16 protein-coding genes are annotated in these 20,169 nt (G+C 54.6%); 13 read left to right on the forward strand and 3 right to left on the reverse strand.

Going from position 1 to position 20,169, the window contains the following annotated elements:
• Positions 1-22: 22 nt before the first annotated feature.
• The 7 genes from G491_RS34765 (at position 23) to G491_RS0127470 (ending at position 7,406) form a co-directional block, all read left to right on the forward strand.
• Positions 23-1,462, forward strand: a complete 1,440-nt coding sequence (locus G491_RS34765; RefSeq protein ID WP_051327562.1) for an ATP-binding protein — start codon at positions 23-25, stop codon at positions 1,460-1,462.
• Complete coding sequence (locus tag G491_RS0127435; RefSeq protein WP_028316813.1) at positions 1,455-2,888, forward strand: sigma-54-dependent transcriptional regulator; 1,434 nt, start codon at positions 1,455-1,457, stop codon at positions 2,886-2,888. Before G491_RS34765 ends, G491_RS0127435 begins: the two co-directional genes overlap by 8 nt.
• Before the next feature lie 62 nt (positions 2,889-2,950).
• Complete coding sequence (locus G491_RS0127440; protein ID WP_028316814.1) at positions 2,951-3,328, forward strand: YajD family HNH nuclease; 378 nt, start codon at positions 2,951-2,953, stop codon at positions 3,326-3,328.
• Between the two features lie 143 nt (positions 3,329-3,471).
• Positions 3,472-3,945, forward strand: a complete 474-nt coding sequence (locus G491_RS32880) for a MarR family winged helix-turn-helix transcriptional regulator (RefSeq protein ID WP_051327563.1) — start codon at positions 3,472-3,474, stop codon at positions 3,943-3,945.
• Between the two features lie 200 nt (positions 3,946-4,145).
• Positions 4,146-4,694 (forward strand): hypothetical protein, encoded by a 549-nt coding sequence (locus G491_RS0127455; RefSeq protein WP_028316815.1) that lies wholly within the window; start codon positions 4,146-4,148, stop codon positions 4,692-4,694.
• Between the two features lie 420 nt (positions 4,695-5,114).
• A complete protein-coding gene (locus G491_RS0127465; protein WP_028316816.1) occupies positions 5,115-5,708 on the forward strand; it encodes an NfeD family protein in 594 nt (197 codons plus the stop codon).
• 42 nt (positions 5,709-5,750) lie between these two features.
• Positions 5,751-7,406 (forward strand): flotillin family protein, encoded by a 1,656-nt coding sequence (locus G491_RS0127470; RefSeq protein WP_028316817.1) that lies wholly within the window; start codon positions 5,751-5,753, stop codon positions 7,404-7,406.
• 502 nt (positions 7,407-7,908) lie between these two features.
• Here G491_RS0127470 and G491_RS0127480 read toward each other — a convergent pair.
• The 3 genes from G491_RS0127480 to tsaA form a co-directional block, all read right to left on the reverse strand.
• A complete protein-coding gene (locus G491_RS0127480; protein WP_028316819.1) occupies positions 7,909-9,252 on the reverse strand; it encodes a trimethylamine methyltransferase family protein in 1,344 nt (447 codons plus the stop codon).
• A gap of 193 nt (positions 9,253-9,445) precedes the next feature.
• Positions 9,446-10,207 (reverse strand): TSUP family transporter, encoded by a 762-nt coding sequence (locus G491_RS0127485; protein WP_028316820.1) that lies wholly within the window; start codon positions 10,205-10,207, stop codon positions 9,446-9,448.
• 213 nt (positions 10,208-10,420) lie between these two features.
• The gene (gene tsaA / locus G491_RS0127490) at positions 10,421-10,966 is read right to left on the reverse strand and encodes a tRNA (N6-threonylcarbamoyladenosine(37)-N6)-methyltransferase TrmO (protein ID WP_028316821.1); all 546 of its coding nucleotides are present in this window, start codon (positions 10,964-10,966) and stop codon (positions 10,421-10,423) included.
• A gap of 455 nt (positions 10,967-11,421) precedes the next feature.
• Here tsaA and G491_RS0127500 point away from each other — a divergent pair, with 455 nt between their 5' ends.
• From G491_RS0127500 to G491_RS0127525, 6 genes are all read left to right on the forward strand, one after another.
• Positions 11,422-12,531 (forward strand): iron ABC transporter substrate-binding protein, encoded by a 1,110-nt coding sequence (locus G491_RS0127500; RefSeq protein WP_028316822.1) that lies wholly within the window; start codon positions 11,422-11,424, stop codon positions 12,529-12,531.
• Between the two features lie 10 nt (positions 12,532-12,541).
• Positions 12,542-13,612 carry a FecCD family ABC transporter permease gene (locus G491_RS0127505; RefSeq protein ID WP_028316823.1) on the forward strand — a complete coding sequence of 357 codons (1,071 nt, stop codon included), beginning with the start codon at positions 12,542-12,544 and terminating at the stop codon, positions 13,610-13,612.
• Positions 13,609-14,364: an ABC transporter ATP-binding protein gene (locus G491_RS0127510; RefSeq protein ID WP_028316824.1), complete on the forward strand. Its 756-nt coding sequence runs from the start codon at positions 13,609-13,611 to the stop codon at positions 14,362-14,364. The genes G491_RS0127505 and G491_RS0127510 overlap by 4 nt, the downstream gene beginning before the upstream one ends.
• Before the next feature lie 234 nt (positions 14,365-14,598).
• On the forward strand, positions 14,599-16,431 hold the full coding sequence (locus G491_RS0127515) for an LTA synthase family protein (protein WP_028316825.1): 1,833 nt from the start codon (positions 14,599-14,601) through the stop codon (positions 16,429-16,431).
• A 261-nt stretch (positions 16,432-16,692) separates the two neighbouring features.
• Positions 16,693-18,252, forward strand: a complete 1,560-nt coding sequence (locus tag G491_RS34770; protein WP_028316826.1) for an OprO/OprP family phosphate-selective porin — start codon at positions 16,693-16,695, stop codon at positions 18,250-18,252.
• Between the two features lie 60 nt (positions 18,253-18,312).
• On the forward strand, positions 18,313-20,013 hold the full coding sequence (locus tag G491_RS0127525) for a GEGP motif-containing diheme protein (RefSeq protein ID WP_028316827.1): 1,701 nt from the start codon (positions 18,313-18,315) through the stop codon (positions 20,011-20,013).
• The last annotated feature ends 156 nt before the right edge of the window (positions 20,014-20,169 follow it).

Genomic DNA, 20,169 nt, shown 5'->3' on the forward strand with positions numbered 1-20,169 from the left:
GCATCCCAAGGGGAGGGTAAATATGAAAATCGCCATTGTAGGAGGCGGAAGCCGCTGTCTGTTTTTCATCAACATCCTGGCGACCTACAGATTTTCTTCGGAAGTCCAACCTCAAATTGTAGCTGTAGCGGATATTAACCCGGACGCGCCGGGCGTAAAGCATCTGGTTGAACGCGGGGTTTATTACACCGATGACTATTCCGAGTTTCTGACCCGGGAGGATCTGGACGTCGTTCTGGACCTGACCGGAGACGAGGAAATCTTCACGTATCTCTGCAAGGAAAGAAACCTCCTCACCACCGTCCTCAACGACGAAACCGGCCTGATTTTCTTCGAAGGCTACCGGCCCAGGGAATGCGCAGGCAGCAGACAGCTGAATTTCAAGCGCACCAAGCAGCTTTGCGATCTTTTTTTTACGGAATTGGTCAATGAGGAGGTTTTTGTCATCGACACTTCGTTCACCATTATCGATGTGAACAATCTGCCCTTGCAAAAATACGGCTTGGAGCGCAAAGACGTCATAGGCAAGCACTGCTACGAGGTGACCCATCGGGTAAAGGAGCCATGCAGCAGCAAAGCCCATCCCTGCCCCATGGTGGAAATTCAAAAAAGCAGGCAGCCTTACCGCTGCACCCATATTCACTACGACAAGGAAGGCCACCGCATCCTTCACTCCATCTCAGCATATCCCATTTTCGAGGCCAACAAGATCGTGGGCATCGTGGAGCTGGCCAGGGACATCACCTGGGAGACCAGCCTTCAAAAATCCTTCGGAGACCAGGAAAAGCTCTCCGCCATCGGCCGCCTGGCCGCTGGCGTGGCTCATGAACTGAACAATCCCCTGACCACGGTGCTCACCTCTACCATGCTCATTCAGGAGGACATGGATCCCAAACATCCGGATTACGAGGAGTTGGACCTCGTTAAAAACGAAACCCTCCGCTGCCGGAACATTGTGAATAACCTCCTTAACTTCGCCCGGCAATCCAAGCCCATCAAGCAGGATGCGGACCTGAACGAGATCGTGCAAAGCAGCATGGCTCTTATCCGCAAACAGGCGGATTTCAAGAATATCGTCATGAAATGCGACACCTGCCCGGAAAAGCTCATGGTCTATTGCGACCGGGACCAGATCCAGCAATGCCTTATCAACCTTGGCCTGAACGCCATTGACGCCACGGCTCCCGGCGGGCGCATCACGTTTTCCACCGCCCTGGCGGACGACGAAAAAATGGCCAGGATTTCCGTGGCGGACACCGGGGAGGGGCTGCCCCTGAACATCCAGGACAGCATTTTCGAACCCTTTTTCACCACCAAGGAGACCGGCACCGGCCTGGGCCTTTCCATCACCCACGGGTTCGTCAAGCAGCACAAGGGGTTCATCGGCCTGGAAAGCACTCAGGGCCATGGCGCCACCTTCACCATAAGGCTGCCCTTGAAGCGGGAGGAGACCCATGCCTGAGCCCAAGGCCAAAATCCTTGTCATAGACGATGAAGAGGCCATCTGCAGGAATTGCGAAAAAATCCTCACCCGCAGCAATTACGAGATCAAGTGGGCCCTGAACGGGTACAAGGCCATGGAGATGATGTACAAGGAGGCCTTTGACCTTGTCATCACGGACCTTAAAATGAATTCCATGGGCGGCCTGGAAGTCCTCTCCCGGGTCAAGGATGAATGGCCCCAGACCCAGGTCGTCGTCATTACGGGATACGCCTCAGTGTCCTCGGCCGTGGAGGTCATGAAAACAGGCGCTTTTGACTACCTGCCCAAACCCTTCACCCCGGACGAATTGCGGGGCGCCGTGCGCCAGGCCCTGGCGCCTGAAGAGCTTTTCAACAATGCCAAGCCCGACGTTAAAAAAATCTCCCGAAAAATTACCACCCACCAGCTTGTGGGGGACAGCCCTCAGATGCAGGGCGTCATCCGCATGCTCGCCAAGGCGGCCCCGACGGATACCAACGTGCTTATTTACGGGGAGTCGGGCACGGGCAAGGAAGTGATCGCCAGGGCCATCCATGCCAACAGCCGACGCAAGGGCGAGGTCTTTTTTGCTGTGGACTGCGGCGCCCTGGCTGAAAATCTCCTGCAAAGCGAGCTTTTCGGGCACACCAAGGGGGCGTTCACTGGTGCGGTCAAGGATAAAAAGGGCATATTCGAATTGGCGGACGGAGGCACGGTCTTCCTGGATGAGGTGAGCAGCATCAGCATGTCCATTCAAAGCAACCTGCTCCGGTTTTTGGAAACCAGGGAGGTGCTGCCCGTAGGCGGAACCGCGCCGGTCAAGGTGGACGTGCGTCTGGTCTTCGCCACCAACCAGGACCTTAAGGAGATGGTGAGCCAGGGGAAATTGCGGGAGGATTTTTACTACCGCATCATGGTGTATCCCATTTTCACCCCCCCGCTCAGGGAGCGCAGGGCCGACATCCTGCCCATCGCCTACCATTTTCTGGACTTGTTCTCCCATTCCATGAGCAAGGATATTCGCAGCTTTTCCCCGGACGCCGCGGAAATCCTCCTGGATCATTCCTGGCCCGGGAACGTGCGCCAGCTTCGCAACGCCATAGAAAGAGCGGTGATCCTGTGCGAAGGCCGCACCATAACAGCCAGGGAACTGGAGCATCTCCAGGACAAGCCGGGAGAGGAGCATCACCAGGCCGCGTACACCATCACCCACGATTATCAGGTTCCCGCAAACGCCGAAGAGCTTAAAGAAGCGAAAAAGATCATCCGGCAATTGGCGGTGGAGCAGGTGGAGCGGGATTTTTTGACCCAAGCCCTGGAAAACGCCGACGGCAATATCACCCGGGCCGCCGAGCAGGTGGGCATGCAGCGGAGCAATTTTTCCAACCTCATGAAAAAGCACGGCGTGCGCGCCGTAAAAAAATAACTTTGGATTTGAAAAAAAAGGATTTCTACATAAATCCGGAACCATGCAGGGAGTTTTTTAGAATGGCGAAGCAGGATGACAAGAAAAATCAAATCGTGGCCGACGCCCTGGCCTCCCAAAAGGAAAGGGAAAAAGGCTACCGGGAGAAGGCTCTCAGGATGTACCCCCACGTGTGCGGCAAATGCGGCCGCTCCTTTGAAGGCAAACGGATCCAGGAATTGACCGTCCACCATAGGGACCACAATCACGACAACAATCCCCCGGACGGCAGCAACTGGGAGCTTTTGTGCATCTACTGCCATGAGGATGAACACGCCCGCCACTCCGTGGCCGACGCCTACGGCGGCCGAAACACGGAGGAGGAGTCGGGCGGCGGAGACATGGACAACAAGCCCTTCGCCAACCTGGCGGCTTTGATGCAGAAGAAAAAAAACAAATAGCCGGGATTCAAACCAGGGAAGAAAGGGGCTTATGCAGGTTTATCCAAGGCTTTTCCCATAGGCCTGCGGCGCCCCGAAAAAAATCCGACCGCACGGTAAAAAAATATTTGACATGGTTTGGAACACGAACTATATTTACAGCCATGGAAACGAGATCAACATACACCGACATCCTAAAGCTCTTCAGAAGGGTGGTCAATAAATACCGCAGCCTGGAAAAAGCGCCCATCCTGTTCGGTACGGGTGATTCTCTTTTCAGACAGGAAGTCGGCGCCATTCAGGCCATCGGCGCCGATCCCGGCAGGAACGTCAGCGAATTGGCCCATACTCTGGGCGTCACCAAAGGAACCGCGTCGCCCATCGTGACGCGCCTGGCCAAGCGGGGTTTGGTTAATAAGTATAAGAACTTGGACAATAACAAGGAAGTGCTCTTGGAACTCACCGTTCGGGGCCAAAGCGTGTATCACGAGAATGAGCTTTCGTTGATTAAGCTGCGCCAAGCCCTTTTTGAACGCTATGAAAAGGAAAATCCTGAGTATCTGGAGTTCCTGAAGGATTTTTTAGTGCAGATGGAAGAGTTGATAGAAGAACACTATGCCGAGCTTCGGAGCCAATAGGTTTGAGCCCTTTTTTTTGGGTAGATGGTTTGGTATGCTAACAAAATTTTAACAAATTGAGACGAGAGCAAACGGGGAAACAGCCGGAAAAGGCCCCCGGGCCGCCGGCTTTGACATACCGGAGGCAGATTTGTTCGGCCGGCAAATCTTACCTCCGGACAAAAACATTTTAACCGTACTTTATTAAAAGGAGTGGCAGCATGAAAAAGCTGGTTGTTTTGTGTACTTTGATAGTGGGATTTTGCGCAGCGCTGAGTCCCGTTATGGCCGGGGAGATCGCTTCCCTGCAGGTTATTGACTTTCCCAAGGCCGACCTCATGATCGTATTTGCGGACAAGGACGCCGCTGTAGAAGCTCCCGCCCATGTGGATGTCAAGGGCTGCGGGGAATACTCTTTGGTCAGGCTGCTGGATTACTCGGCTGGAAAAGCCATGGTAGCTTCCATGCCCTGGGGCCACAAGTCGGTTTCCCAGGATGAATGGACCCAGTTGGAAGGCTGGTTTAAAAACGCCGTCATGGAAAATAGCGGCAAGGAAGGCATCTTGTCCGCCGTCACGCCTGAAGGCAGCTTTTACTCTGTGGACCAGGGCGCGGCCGGCGCCGTCGCCAAAGCGGGGACCGGAGAAGACGTTGCAGCAATCCTGGAAAGCTCCAAGACTCCCGCGGTGAGCAAATACATCCTGGAAGAAGAACATCACAGCTGGTGGCCGCCCAGAGCGCCGGAAGATGAGATGATTCCCACCCTCTAACGGCAGTATTTACCCGGAGTTGTCATGGCGGACCGGGAAATTCCCCCCTTTTCCCGGCCGCCCGGCGAATACCGCCCCGGCCCCCCAGAGATCGCGCCCCTTCCGCGATCATTGGCCGGCGCAACCATCCGCCGGACTGATACTGTTTCGGGTGTTTCACGGGCCTCTGATAATCAGAGGCCCGTGTTTATTTTAGGGAGGCGTGAAAGCGGCTGCTTGCAGCATGGCCGCCGCCTTTTCGGTAAGTTGAAAGCTCCGCCGAATCTCCGAAAATCCCAGGTCAAAAAACACAAAATGGACTGTTTTCCTCAAAGACTTGTGATTGGCTTGCCAAAATTCTGGTTTTGTGGTTAATGAAAGCCATTCCACTTCATCCCATCCACAATATGACGGAACGCAGCTTTAGCCAGGGGAGGAAAAATGGACGGTTTAAACACCTTGGAGATTTTTTACCTGTTTTGCGCACTCTTGGGCGGAATCCTCGTCGTTTTCAGGATGATCATGCAAGTCCTGGGGGCGGCGGATATGGATATGGATTCCGGCGGCGACGTGGGAGGCGACGTGGGAGGAGACGTGGGCGGCGATGCTTCCGGCCATGACGATTCGGACGCGGGATTCAAGCTCCTGTCCATGCATGGCCTGTCCTCCTTCATGCTTATGTTCGGGCTGGTTGGATTCATCGTGTACCATAATGAGCGGGCCGGGGTCGCTTTGTCCCTGGTTGCAGGCTCTTTCGCCGGATATATCAGCGTCTGGATTATCAAGAAAATTTTCGACTTTATGATCAAAATGCAGTCCAGCGGCACCTTGGAGATGTCAGCGGCCATGGGCGCCGAAGGCGAGGTCTACCTGACCATTCCTAAAGGCGGGGCCGGTAAGGTGATGGTGAATTTTTGCGGGCGTCTGCGCGAGTTCGAAGCCATGTCCGAAAACGGCGAGGAAATGAAAACCGGAGTAAGAATCAAGGTGGTTCGCATCAGCGGGAACACTTTAATGGTGGATCGAATGGTGTAAGCTATGAATCAATCCTTAATTAATAAGGGAGGTTTTTGAATTATGGGCGGAGAAGGGTTATTGGGTTTCATAGGCTGGCCGCTTGTGGTGGTAGTGTTGGCGGTTTTTATAATCTCAACCGTGGTTTTTTTGGCGTCGCGCTATAAACGGTGCCCCTCGGATCAGATACTGGTCATTTTCGGCAAGGTCGGGGAAGGGCAGTCGGCCCGATGCATCCACGGCGGCGGCTCCTTGGTCTGGCCTTTGATTCAGGACTATTGCTACATGAGCCTCACGCCCATGACCATCAATATTCCCTTGAGCAAAGCCCTTTCCATGCAGAACATCCGCATTAACGTGCCCAGCACATTCACCGTGGGCATCAGCACGGAGCCGCAGATTATGACCAACGCGGCCGAGCGCCTCTTGAACCTCCCCAAAGAGGTCATCGAAGACATGGCCATGGAAATCATCTTCGGCCAGTTGCGTCTGACGGTCGCCTCCCTGACCATCGAGGAGATCAACCAGGATCGGGAGCGCTTTCTGGAAGCCATCCGCAGAAACGTGGAGCCCGAGCTGAACAAGATCGGCTTGTACCTCATCAACGTGAACATCACGGACATCACGGATGAGTCCGACTACATCGAAAGCATCGGTAAGAAAGCCGCGGCCGAGGCCATCAACCAGGCCAAGGTGGACGTGGCGGTCCAGGATAAGACCGGCTCCATCGGCGAGGCTGAAGCCTTCCGTGAAAAAGAAATCAAGGTGGCCGAAAACGTGGCCCAGGCGGAAAAGGGCAAGAAAGCCGCCGAAGCCGACCGCCGCGTTTTCGTGCAACAGCAGGAAAGCAAGGCCACCATCGGCGAGGCAGAAGCCAACAAGGAACAGAACATCCGCGTGGCTGAAAACGAAGCCCAGGCGGAAAAGGGCAAGAAAGCCGCCGAAGCCGATCGCCGCATCTACGTGCAGCAGCAGGAAGCCGAGGCCGTGGGCGGGGAAAACAAGGCCAAGGCCGACATCGCCGACGCCGACGCCCAACTGGCCATCAAGCAGGCCGAAGCCAAACGCCAGGGCGAAGTGGCCAAGCGCCAGGCCGAAGTGGAAATTCAAAAAGCCCAGTACCTGGCCGAGCAGCAGCGTTTGAACGCCGAGCAAATCGTCGTCCAGGAAACGGAAAAGCAAAAGATAGAAATCGCGGCCGAAGCCGAGGCGGAAAAAACCCGCCGCGAAGCCAAAGGCCAGGCCGACGCCGTCCTGTTCAAATATCAGGCCGAAGCCCAGGGCGTCCGGCAGGTGCTCCAGAGCAAGGCCGAGGGTTACAATCTTTTGGTCAGAAGCTGCGCCGGAGACGCCAAGGCCGCAGCCACCTTCCTGCTGGTGGAAAAGCTGGAGGAGTTGGTCAAGGTCCAGGTGGAAGCCATCAAGAATCTCAAGATCGACAAGATCACGGTCTGGGACGGCGGCGGCCAGGACGGCGGCAAAACCGCCACGGCCGACTTTTTATCCGGCATGGTCAAAAGCCTGCCTCCCCTCCACGAAGTAGCGGGTATGGCTGGCGTGGATCTGCCCCAATACTTGGGGGATATGGCTGCGGAAAAGGAAGCCAAGGACGAAAAGAAACCCGTGCAAAACCCCAATCCGGTCAGGGTTTCCGTTCCCAAGCCGGCGGCCAAGCCCAAGGCCCCGGAGCCGCCTAAAGAGCCGGAAGACAAGGAATAGCACCCTCCATTTATCCAATATGACGCATCGGGTTCAACGCCGGGCGAGGGCCGCTTTCAAGCCGCCCCGCCCGGCGAGTTATTTTGGGCTTATGGACTAATGATGCAATTGTGGCGGCGCCCCCTCTGCGGACGTCTTTAAAACAAGCCCCTTATACCAAGTTGCGATCATTCGAGTAATTTGCGCATTCTTTTTTCGGACTTTGGATCCACACCCCGGCGCTATTCGGGAAAGACGCTGGGTCCCCGTTTCCGGGATTCCGTCACAATGATTGCAAAAACAACCGCAATCATCCCGCCGCCTCCCTCCACGGGGATGACGGAGAGCGGCGGCCATACCAGGTGAAGGGGGGGGGAAGCCGCCCCCGCATCCTTATGAAAGGGCTTCAAGCGCCCTTTGCACCTTCGCTTACCGCAAAAAATCGTCATCCCGGCAAGGGCGATCCTACTTTTCGGATCGCCCTTGCCGGGACCCAGCGTCTTCTTGATTCTTCACGGCCCCGTCAAAACCATTCCTGGGGAATGTTCTGCAATGTATGGGCGTGGCTGCCGAAATCGCCGTTATAAGTGTCTATGGTTTCGATGATTACTTCCAGCAGCCTGTCTTTTTCCCGGTGAAAGATGAGCGTGGGATCCTGGTAAAACATTTCGGCTCTTTGTATGTCCCGATTCAAGCGTACGTTGTTTGCCAGGACGGCGGTGATACCATTTTCGTCCAAACTCTGAATGTGCCGCAGGGCTAAAATATCGTCTTCCGCTTTTTCAAAGGAGAAAAACGCCAGGTCATTCAGGAAGCCGTAGCAGTGGCGGACCATATGCCATCCTTCGAACATGTCGTCCCACAGGATCATCGCTCGCACCGTCTGGTAATCCGTGCCAAGCAAGTCGTCTTTGTGAATCCGCCCATCAATGGTGCAGCCGGATTGGATGCTGGCGATGTCCAGTAAGCGGGAGGTGTAGGCCACCAGATAATTCACGAAATTGTGCACCACGGAGCCGATTTTCAGCACCGGGTTCTTGCCGGGGGTGCACATGGTCGGTAAGGCGCCGTTGATGACCTTGGTTTCGGAGTTGATCCCAAAAGCAATTGCCATTCCCGCAAGAAATTCGGCAAAGGCCAGCAATGCAATGCCGTAGGGCGTCATGGGGCCGTTTTGTCCGCTGAAAGGCTGCGTGACAAGCATCACGGGTATTCGCCGCTGGACGCACTGGACGAACACATCGATATTTTCCTTAAAGGACAATGTCAGAGGGGAACTGAAAATCGTGTGATTCGTAATGACATACTGGCCCGATTGGATTTGGTTTTCAGCCTCTTGCACGCCGGATTCCGTGGATATGTTGAAAAACTTGGGGCCGCTGAAGATATTGGATGTAACGCTGAATTGCTCCACTTCGTATTGGCCCAACTGCCTGGCGCAGACAAATGAAAAGGGCATTTCATTATCCCGGACCAACATCGCCTGCTTGAGGATATGGTTCATTTGGGGGTCTTTTAACTCATAATCCTCTTCCCCCTGTTTATGAATGAACGCCGCGACGCCGCCAGGTCCGAAAGCCCTGTCTACTATGGGAAAATCAAAGCGATACGCCTGATCAACAACGCTTTGTATATACGCGGGCTCAAAATGAATGCGGCTGGTCCCGGGGTCGTAGATCGCCCCGTAATCGGTTCCCTTGGTTGTACAACGGATGATTTCTGAATAGTCAACCAAGGAGCCGTTTTGCTTTTTGCGGGGAATCTTGACTCCGCAATAGAGCAATACCTCCTTGGCGTCATATATCAGATTCCGAACCAGCCGATTCCATAGGTTTTTATAATCATTATAGCGTATTTTTTTTAACAAGATTCTCCCCCTATATGGATTCTCTTGTCGTTTTCTTTTTCCTCCGCATCCGATTCCGCTATCAGTTGTCCGTACTTTGACTTGCTTAGTCTAAGCAGCAATCCGCTGTCGCCTGCGCAAGCGAAAACAGACTTTTGCTTGGAACTATCCTAACATACAGGAAAAGCCACTTCAATCTTTCATCATGAATTGATTATCCAAACACGGTATCCCAGATAAGTTTAACGAGCGTTACGCCCACCACTGCAAGAAACACGCTCCGTACAAAGTTGACCTTGCGCAGGATCACCATTCTGGACCCTAAATAGGCGCCTGTCATTTGGCCGGCGCCCATGAGGATGCCAATGGTGAAAATGACGTTGCCGCCGATGATGAAGGCGATCAGGGCCACGATGTTGCTGGTGAAATTAACGATTTTGGTAAAGGCGGTGGCTTTTTTCAAATCCAGGCCGATAAGAAGGACAAGGCCGATGGTCCAGAACGATCCGGTTCCCGGGCCGAAAAACCCGTCATAAAATCCAAGGAGCAAACCGGCCGCAACATAAAACGCGTGCTTGCCCATGCGGGCTTTCCGGTCTTCCTGGCCTAACTGGGGGGTGAGGAGGGTGTAAAAAAAGATGCCTGCTAACAAGAACGGAATGATTACGCTCAGAAAGTCGGCCGACAGCATTTGAATGGACACGGTGCCGATGGCGGCCCCAACGGCGGTAAACAGCACCGGCATCCAGATTCCGGAAAGCGAAACCAATCCCTTGCGGCTGTAGTTCACCGCCGCCGTAAAACTGCCAAAGCTCGCCTGGAGTTTGTTGGTTCCCAGGGCCAGGTGCGGAGGAATCCCCATGGCGAGCAAAACAGGCATGGTCAGGATTCCTCCCCCGCCGGCAATGGAATCCACAAATCCGGCGCAAAGGCCTGTCAATACAAACACCGCGTAATGATAAAATTCAAATTCCAATAGCTACCGTTCCACCATTTTAAAACTTGCCGTCAAAATTCACGGTGCGCCAATCCGGCCGCCGGCGCCGACCTCCCCAAGGAAGAACATCGGGCAAAAGACTTCAACGTTTTTGGGGACGTCTCTCAAAAACTCAATAACTCCAACCCCAAAAGCGTTCTAAAGAAAGATCAGCCGGGTAGGGGGCTTTGTTTGATGCTCCGCCCGGATTCCTTACTTTTCCTTTTTCAAATCCTCCATCAAGTCGTCCAGCCATTGGGGGACCGTCACCTTTTCGTAATTGGGATAACTTAAGGTAAAGGGCTTGATGTCCAGGATGGGGCTGCCGTCCACGGCGTCCAGACCCTGAACCTTGAGGATGTTGTCCTTACGCTCCAAAAGGCGCACCGCCGAAACCAAAATAGGGTTGGGCCTGGCCGGGCTGCATGTGGCGTAGATGCCTTTCAGGGGGATGTCCTTTCTGCCCATGGGATGGACCTGGCGCATGGACCGCCTGTCCTCCGGAATCAGGTGGGGCCAGTAAATCACCAAAATGTGGGAATATTCCTCAATGCCGTCCAGAATGCCTTCCAGGCTGGGATCGATTTCCAGTTCGCTTTCCAGGGAACCCAACTTCTTCCGGGTCTTCCGTTGCTCCTTGATGCGATTGTCATAATCCTGATCGCCCATGTCAGGGCGAAACGCGGGCTTGTCCATGGAGGTATGCACTACGCCCACGGGGGTGACGGTGAATTCGTTCAATCTTCTGTATTCGGGCATTGATAACTCCTTTTCCGCTCAACAAGCGCCGATCAGCGCTCCTTAATGAAAATTGCGGCGCATCCCAATGGAAAAAGCGCGGCAGGCCGCCAAGTTTTCAGCCTCTCCATAATAAAAAAAACGCAAACAGTCGACCATTCAGGTTCGGTCGCCATCACGGCGTGAACATTAATTATGGAAAGAGCGCCCCGGCTGCGCCTTCATAGCGTTGTTTTCAATGCAATTATGCCCTTATTATTTAGATTGTCAATGTCCCTTCGGCCGGGTTCAGCGGCGTACGCCGCGCCGATTGAGCTTGACACATGATTTAGAAGGCTTTATTCTCAGTACAACTCCGTCCGAAGGCGGAACGTAAAAACAGCTCCAAACAATATAATTGAATATTTAAAGCCATGAAGGCCGACGCGAGGAACGCGTGTCGCCTTTGTGGCTTTTTTATTTGGGGAGAAAATTTTATGAAAAAAGGCCTTGTGTTTTTGTTCGCAGGAATCCTTGTTTTTTCTTTGTTTTCCAATGTTTGTTATGCGGATCAAAAAATCGTGGACGCCATGGGACGCGCCGTTTCCATCCCGGATAAAGTGGAAAAAGTCATCTGCTCCGGCCCCGGATGTTTGCGGCTGCTTACCTACCTCCAGGCTCAGGACCGCATTGTGGGCGTGGACGATATGGAAACCCGCCGGACCCAGTTTGACGCTCGGCCATACGCTTTGGCCAATCCTCAGTTCAAGGACTATCCCGAGTTCGGCAGCTTTCGCGGCCACGACAATCCCGAGCAGATCCTGGTGCTGGAGCCTCAGCCCCAGGTGATTTTCAAAACCTACGCCACCATGGGGCACGACCCCATTGAGCTTTCCAAGAAAACGGGCATTCCGGTCATCGTGCTCAATTACGGCGATCTTGGCGACAACCGGGACCAGTTGTTTCAGGCCATCCGCATCATGGGCCAGGCCCTGGGACAGGATAAAAGGGCCGAGGAGGTTGTCGCCTTTTTTGAATCCGCCATCCAGGATCTGCACGACCGGACCAAGGACATTCCCGAAGACAAACGGCCTTCCTGCTACATTGGCGGCATCGCTTCCAAGGGGCCCCACGGCTACCAGTCCACGGAGCCCGGATATCCGCCTCTCGCCTTCATCCACGCAAACAATGTGGCGTACAGCACGGGCTTGAAAGGCAAGGCCCTCATGCACAGCAACGTGGCCAAGGAGAAAATCGTGGACTGGGACCCGGAAATCCTTTTTCTGGACCTTTCCACCCTGCAAATGGGCGATCAGTCCGGCGGCCTGTACGAATTGAAAACCGATCCCGCTTATGCGGCCTTGACCGCAGTCCAAAAGGGCAAGGTTTACGGCGTGCTGCCTTATAATTGGTACTCCCGGAATTACGGCTCCATCCTGGCCAACGCCTATTACATGGGCAAGCTGATTTATCCCGACCGCTTTGAAGACGTGGCGCCCCGGGCCAAGGCGGACGAAATTTATTCTTATCTGATCGGCAAGGGCGTGTTCGAGGTTATGAATCAGAGCTTCCAGGACCTGGTTTTTAAGCCGGTCCCGGTCAAGTAGGGAGCGAAACATGCACCTGAATCACGGCGTGAAGCACGAAGAATATTCCCGCTATGTGGGGCGCAAAGCCGCCTTGCTGATGTTCTCCGGAATAATATTGGTATTGATTTCCCTGGTGAGCATCTCCAAAGGCCCGGCCAGCCTGCCCATTGGAGAGGTGGCCAAAGCCCTGCTGGGATTCGACGCGGCCAAGCGCACGGAGTTGATTGTCTGGAACATCCGCTTGCCCCAGGTGCTGGCCGCCATCGTGGCCGGGGCCGGGTTGTCCCTTTCCGGCGCGGTCATGCAGTCGGTTTTGCGCAATCCCCTGGGCTCGCCTTTTACCTTGGGCATATCCCACGCAGCGGCCTTTGGAGCCGCCTTTGCCGTGATGATCATGGGCTCGGGAACCATGGCCAGCTCCCACGTGGGCGCGGTGACCATTTCCAATCCTTACGTGACGACTGGCATGGCCTTCCTTTTTTCCATGGGCGCATCCAGCGTGATTGTGGGCATATCCCGCATGCGGGGCGCTTCGCCGGAAATCATGGTGCTTTCCGGCGTGGCTTTGGGCGCCTTGTTTACGGCCGGGACCATGTTTCTCCAGTTTTTCGCGGACGACGTGCAGCTTGCGGCCATGGTTTTCTGGACCTTCGGCGATGTAGGCCGGGCTTCCTGGTCCGAGTTGGCAGTGCTTTCCGTCATCACCCTGGCGGCGTCGGCCTATTTTCTTTTAAACGCATGGAATTACAACGCCGTGGACGCCGGGGACGAAACCGCCCAGGGCTTGGGCGTCCGGGTGCAGCGGGTGCGCATATGGGGCATGATCATCGCCTCTCTGGTGACGGCCGTGGCCGTGGCCTTTTTGGGGATCATCGGCTTTGTGGGCCTGGTCTGCCCCCATATGGTCAGGCGCATGATCGGCGGGGACAATCGATACCTCCTGCCGGCATCCATGTTGCTGGGCGCCATTCTGCTTTTGGCTTCGGATACCGTGGCCCGGCTGATTTTGGCGCCGCATCTTTTGCCCGTGTCCATTCTCACGGCTTTCATGGGCGCGCCTGTTTTTCTGGCATTGATCATCAAAGGATATGCAAAATGATTCTGGAAGTGGACGGCGTAAAATTCGGATACAACGGCAAGGACATCCTGAAAAACGTCCAACTGAATGTGGACCGGGGCGAGATGCTGGTTATCCTGGGCCCCAACGGGGTGGGAAAAACCACCCTTTTACGGTGCATCAACGCCATTTTAAAGCCCAAGGCCGGAACCATCATGGTGGAAGGCGGGGACGTCCTGAAAATGGAGCCCGCAGCCATCGCCCGCAGGGTAGGGTACGTGGCCCAGTATCAGGCCAAAACCCGCATGACCGCTTTTGACGCCATTCTCATGGGCCGCAAGCCCCACATAAGGTTTCGCACCTCCCACGAAGACCTGCACATGGTGGACGGCGCCATCAAGGTTTTGGGCCTGGAAGACCTGGCTATGCGCCATATCGACGAAATGAGCGGCGGCGAACTGCAGAAAGTCGCCGTAGGCCGGGCTTTGGTCCAGGAGCCCCGCTTGATGCTTTTGGACGAGCCCACCAGCAGCCTGGACCTCAAGAACACCATGAATATCCTGTCCCTTATCCAAAGAGTGGTCAAGGAGCACAACGTGGGCGCGGTCATGACCATGCATAATTTGAATTCCGCTTTACGCTTCGCCGATAAATTCGTGTTTCTGAAAAACGGAGAAATCCATTCCGCCGGCGAAATCCAGGAAGTCTCCGCAGAAATGATCCGGGACGTCTACGACATCCCCGTGGAAATCCTCCATCACAACGGCCGGCCCTTGGTGGCGCCTTTGAATTGAAGCCTTAAAAACGGTTCTTTTCTAACGCGCCGATAAGGGGAAAGGCCATATTTGCCCTTGCTTCCATTCAATAATGCCTTTAGATTGAACGCGATACACAGAACCCAGTCTGTATTGAACCTTATAAAAATGGGCAATTACAGCCCTTTTGTTAAACTGTGAAAGAAGCATAGGAACGCTGTTTTAACCAGCAGGCTATGCTCCTTTTCATATAAGACCTTGCAAAGACCTGATTTGAGTTTTTTATTTACCAACGCTCCTCTGTTGATGGCTTTATTATTCCAGGCCGTGCTGTTGTATCATCTTGATTTCCGGCTGATACGGCGGCTGTCCATGGCGGAGGCGCCGGGCGTATTATTTGGTATGGCGGCGTTGGCGTGTCTTTTCAGGGGCGTTGCCATATTGTTCCCGCAAAATCGATTCGCCCGGACCTGCTGCAATCTCGTCTTGTTCTGCTTTTTGGGTCTGACAGCTTCCTTTTTATATCAAAATCGTTTTATTCTGGATTATGCGGCCCTTGTGGAAAACATCGGCCTGGCCCGGTCCCGGGGCGTTTACAATTTTGTTATGGCGTCCCTGCATCCCAAATTCATGGCCCTGACCCTTGCCATGATCGCGGGGTATTTAACCCTGGAGCTGACCGGCCGTGTAAGGCCGCACCGTTTTCCCTGGGAGATGCGCGTTTGGCGTCTGGCCGCACTATCCATGGTCTACGGAATATATCTTGCCAGCCCCGTCCCGAAGCATGACGATGCCGCAGGCTTTATCGCCTCGGCTGCCCAATACCATTTTCAAAACCAATATCGGACCGTCCCGGACGAAGCTATGGAGTACCCTTTTGTCCGCGATGGGGCGTCCTTTTTGTCCTCCCCCTCTCAAGAGGCGGGACCTTATCCGCCTGTTTTTCTTATAGTCATGGAATCCTTTTGCGGGCGATATGTGGAGGCCCGGGACTCCGCAGGACGATATTACACGCCCTATTTCAACCGCCTGATACCCCAAGGCGTATATGTGGAGGACTTTTATTCCAATTCCATGCAAACGGCCAAAGGCCAGTTCGCCGTCCTGTTTTCCCTGGCGCCCTCCATGCGGGGCAAGGTTTTCGTCCATTATCCAGACGTCCGTTTTGATTCCCTGGCTTCTGTGTTGAAAAGGCGCGGCTACCAAACCCTGTTTTTCCAGGCCTATGAAAATCCTGATTTCGACAACACCCGGGACATGCTTTTAGCCAACGGATTTGATGACTTTCGGGTTCTGAAGGATTTCCTAAAGCCGGAGGACGAACCTTTTGATTGGGGATGGGGGCCCGAGGACGCCGTGGTTCATCGGCGTCTGTTTGAGTATCTTGATTCCGGAGAGCCGGAAAGGGCAGGGCCGGTTTTCGTTGTCGAGGCCACCATCAACGCCCATAGATGCGAACATGTTCCCATGGACAAACGCTTCTTATATCCTCATCCATCCATCCCGTGGGAGGCGCAGGCCAACGCCGTCCATCTGGCGGACCGTCAGTTGGAAGTGTTTTTTAGGGAATTGGAAAAACGCCCGAGGTACAAGGACGCGATTGTGGTCATCACCGGCGACCACGGCGTGAATCTTGGCACGGAATCCGCGGCGGGCGCCGTGCAGAATACCAATGAAGATATTTTTAAAGTCCCGCTGCTTATCCTCCAGCCCGGCCGCCTCTTCCCTCAAAGGATTGAAGGCGAGCCTTTTTCTCAGATGGACATTGCTCCGACTTTATTGGATATGATCCATATCCATGAGCCTGAAACCCATTTCCAGGGCAGATCCCTGTTCCAGGCCGATGGCAGCAATCGTGCGCTTTTGGTCCAACCGTACGGCGGCCGTTCCTTATGCTCCGTGAGAAAGGGCTTCAAATACGTTTATAAGGAGCAATCCAATGAAGTTAGGGCTTTCCAATTAAAGACTTCTTCGGGGGCTCCCCTGGAAGTTCCGTTGCAATCCCTACCCGAGGATTTATTGCACGCCTTTGATAATGACATAAAGTGCTTGTATCTTAATCAAAAGCTGATCGTTCAGAATCGCATCCTGCCTCCCCTGCATTGAAGCGTCTGCTCGGAATAACGCCGCGATTGCTTCATCCGGCGTTCTCTTGCAGAGTCTTGATCAAAACCGTGATATTTTCGAGCGGAGCCTTCCAAAAAATGGTTTGACTTCTGTAAAATATAGGTATTAAGTGGACACGGATCGTTGTGTCTTATTTGGTATAAAGATGGTCTGTCGTTGTATCATATTTGATATATAGATCCGTTCGTTGAAAAACGATCTTTCTTTCCTTACATGAATTGACAAGTTGTGGAGTTCAAAGTGTCGGTAAAAAAAATGTTGCTGATGGTAGGAGTGGTGTTGTTGTTGGCCTCCGGTGCTGTTGCACAGGATTCTTTCAATAACAACTTATTGGAAATATTGCAATCCAAGGGAATTTTATCCTCTCAGGAAGTGTCGGCGCTTCAAAAAAAGGATGCCGCAGACCCGGAAGCCGGGGCGGCCGTCCAGGAAGCCCTGGTGCTGCTCCTGAAGGAAAAAGGGGTGCTCACCAAAGAGGACGCCGCGTTCATTTTTGGGGGCGAGGCCGCACAGGATGACTCCCCGAAGCTCTCTCAAGAGGCGTCTCCGGCTTTGGGCGGCAAGGGGTCCGGCAGGGAGCTTGTGGGCGTCCTGGACGACGGCTTTTGCCTGAAAACCCGGGACAGCTCCTCCCAGTTTCATCTAAAGGGCCTTTTGCAGGCGGATTACAAAACCTATGACTATGACCTGGAGCCCGCAGGAATCGGCACGGATCCGGGGACGGACGGTTTTGACATTCGCCGGGCCAGGCTGATCGCCAAGGGCAAGCTCTCTCCTTTGTTTGATTTTGCCATGTCCTACGAGTTTCAGGGAGTCAGTTCCCGCCGTTTGCTGGACGCCTATGTGAACGCCCGGATTCATGACGTCTTTTCTCTCCGTGCAGGTCAGTTCAAGGAGCCTTTTGGGTTGGAAGCCCTTTCTTCGGACAGCGACCTGTTCTTTACGGAGCGCTCCATGGGTTTTGGCCTGAATCCCGGCAGGGATGTGGGAGTCATGGCTTTCGGCGGTTTTTGGGACAACGCTCTGTATTACAGGCTGGGCATGTTCAACGGCGACGGCATGGATGACGCCACCGGAGGAAACGTGGACGAGCCCGAGGTGTGCGCCCGGATCGGCGCGACCCCCTTCGCCCACGCAGGAATTCCCCTGTTAAAAGGCTTTCATCTGGGCGCCAGCGGGTCTTATCAGCGGGCGGACGCCAACACGGTCAGCCTGGATATCAGCACGGCCGGGCGCACGGATTTCTTTTCCGTCGCCACCAATGCGAAATTCAGCATCATCCGGAACTGCGACACCCTCATCCGTCACGGAGCGGACGCGGCTTGGACATACGGCCCCGTGGCCCTGTTCGGCGAGTACATCCAGGCAAAATACGATGACATGGAAAGCAAGGCCCAAACCTTTGACGCCGAAATGACGGGCTATTACGGGGCTGGCGCCTGGATCATCACCGGCGAGCCCGTCCTCGTTTCCCGGGGCGCGATCCAGCCGGTCATTCCTGCGAACGCCTTAGGAGACGGAGGCTATGGAGCCTTTGGCCTGGCCTTCCGGTACGACAATTTCGACGCGGGCGACAAGGTGTACGACACCTTGGTTTTTGTGGGCGATTCCGTGAGGGAAGCCGAGGCCATGACCTTTGGCCTGAACTGGTACCTGAATCAATACGCCCGCCTGTCCCTGGAATTCACCCACACCACATTCGATCAACCCCTCCTGATATACCGGGATTCCAGCACCGGCACATCCCTGTATAGTGACAAGGAGGACATGATTATCAGCCGGTTCCAATTGGGATTTTAGACTTTTTTTGGAAACGCCGCAGCTTGCTGCGGAAAGCGTTATTTTTTGAAAGGGAGGAAAATGAAAAAATCAGTATTGTTTTTTGCCATTTTATTAATTGCCATTACAGGCTCCACGGGCATGGCGGCTTATCATCATCAGGGGGAAGTCGACTCGGACAATTTTACGGCAGTGTATCCTGCCGCGTCAGGCACCAAACTGGACCAATGCGCCCTGTGCCATTGCGGCGGGGAGTACGAAAAAAACGGCAAGACCGTCACCCTGGGAAGCTGCCAGTGGTGCCACGACAGTGAACACGGATACGGGTACGACGAGTCCGGCAACATCTGGAACACCCTGAACCAGTACGGCAAGGATTACTTCACCGCCGGACGCAATCAGGCGGCGGTCTCGGCCATTGAAGACGATGATTCCGACGGCGATACATACTCCAATCTGCAGGAAATCACGGCTGTCTCCTATCCTGGCAATGCTAACGACGACCCCTCCAAGACCCCCGCGGCGTTCCGGGTTTATTCCATGGATCAGATCGAAGCCATGGATCAGCACACCCAGTTCCTGCTGATGAACACTAGCCGCTCCGGCGATTTTTACGCCGAGTACACGGGCGTGATTATGGAAGACCTTCTTGAAGACGCCGGCATTCTGGACTCCGCCACGGGCATCACCGTGTTCGCCCCCGACGGATGGTCCAACTACCATCCCATGGAAGCGGACGGCCAGGAAAACCATTATCATGTGAAAGGAGAATACGCAGAGGCCCAGTTCCAATATGACGCAGAGGCCGACGAGGCTTTGAACGCCGATGGATGGTGCGATTACAGCGCACCCTCCTGCAAGGGCCGCAACCACGGCGACGCCATTGCCGTGGACGGCGGACTGCACATGATCCTCGCCTACCAACGGGAAGGAAGCTACCTGGACACCGGCGTTCTGAACAATGACAATAAACTGGACGGCTCCGGGCCTTTCAGGGTGGTTCCCCCTCAGGTGACCCCTTGTCCGCCTGACCAGTCCAGCAAATCCGATGTGCAGGACGTGGTCTGGCCTTATGAAAACAGCTGGGACCACAACGCCGGCGCCTCCAGCCGTTCGGCCACCATCATCCGGGTGGAGCCCCTGCCCGACGGCATTACGGACATCGACATCCTGGAAGCCGGCTGGAATTACGTGGACCAGGGCAAGATCATCATCTACGGCGCCATTGACGGAACCGACTCCAACGGAAACGGCATTCTGGACAGCGAGGAAGGCAACTCCGCAGATCCTAAAAAAGCCCATTTTCGCCCCATGACAGGCTTGAACAACATGACCGTGGAAACAGACGCGGGAGAACTGAAACATGTGGAAGCCCTTTACTGCGACGATCCTTCCCTGAACCAGACCGGCAAGCCCGCCAGGATGAACTATCCCTACGGCGCCTTCAAGCTGGAAGTCAACGGCCTGAACGCAGCCAGCCCGGACGGAGACATCGTCACCCTGACGCTTACCTTCCCCGACGCGGTTCCCACCAACGCCAAGTTCTATAAAATAGTGGGCGGCGGCTGGGTCAGCCTGCCCTTTGACGACAACGACGGCGACGAAACCATCGTGGTCACCCTCCAGGACGGAGACCCGGACACCGACGCTGACGGAACCATCAACGGCGTGATTGTGGACCCGGGCGTCCTGGCTACGCCGGCTGCCTCTTCCGGCTCCAAGTCCACCTCTTCGGACGACGGCGACTCCAGCTCCTGCTTTATCAAAGCCCTGCTGCAGTAACCCTCCCCCCTGCATGAAAAAATACGGGAGGCCGCAAACGCGGCCTCCCTATCACCTACAAACAACAGACCAAGAAAAAAGGGTTTTTCGCCTCCGGCGGCAAAACTGATGAACTCCTATAACTGCATGCCTCTGGCGGCAAACTGCCAAAAACAG

Source organism: Desulfatibacillum aliphaticivorans DSM 15576, assembly GCF_000429905.1.
Taxonomy (GTDB): Bacteria; Desulfobacterota; Desulfobacteria; order Desulfobacterales; family Desulfatibacillaceae; genus Desulfatibacillum; species Desulfatibacillum aliphaticivorans.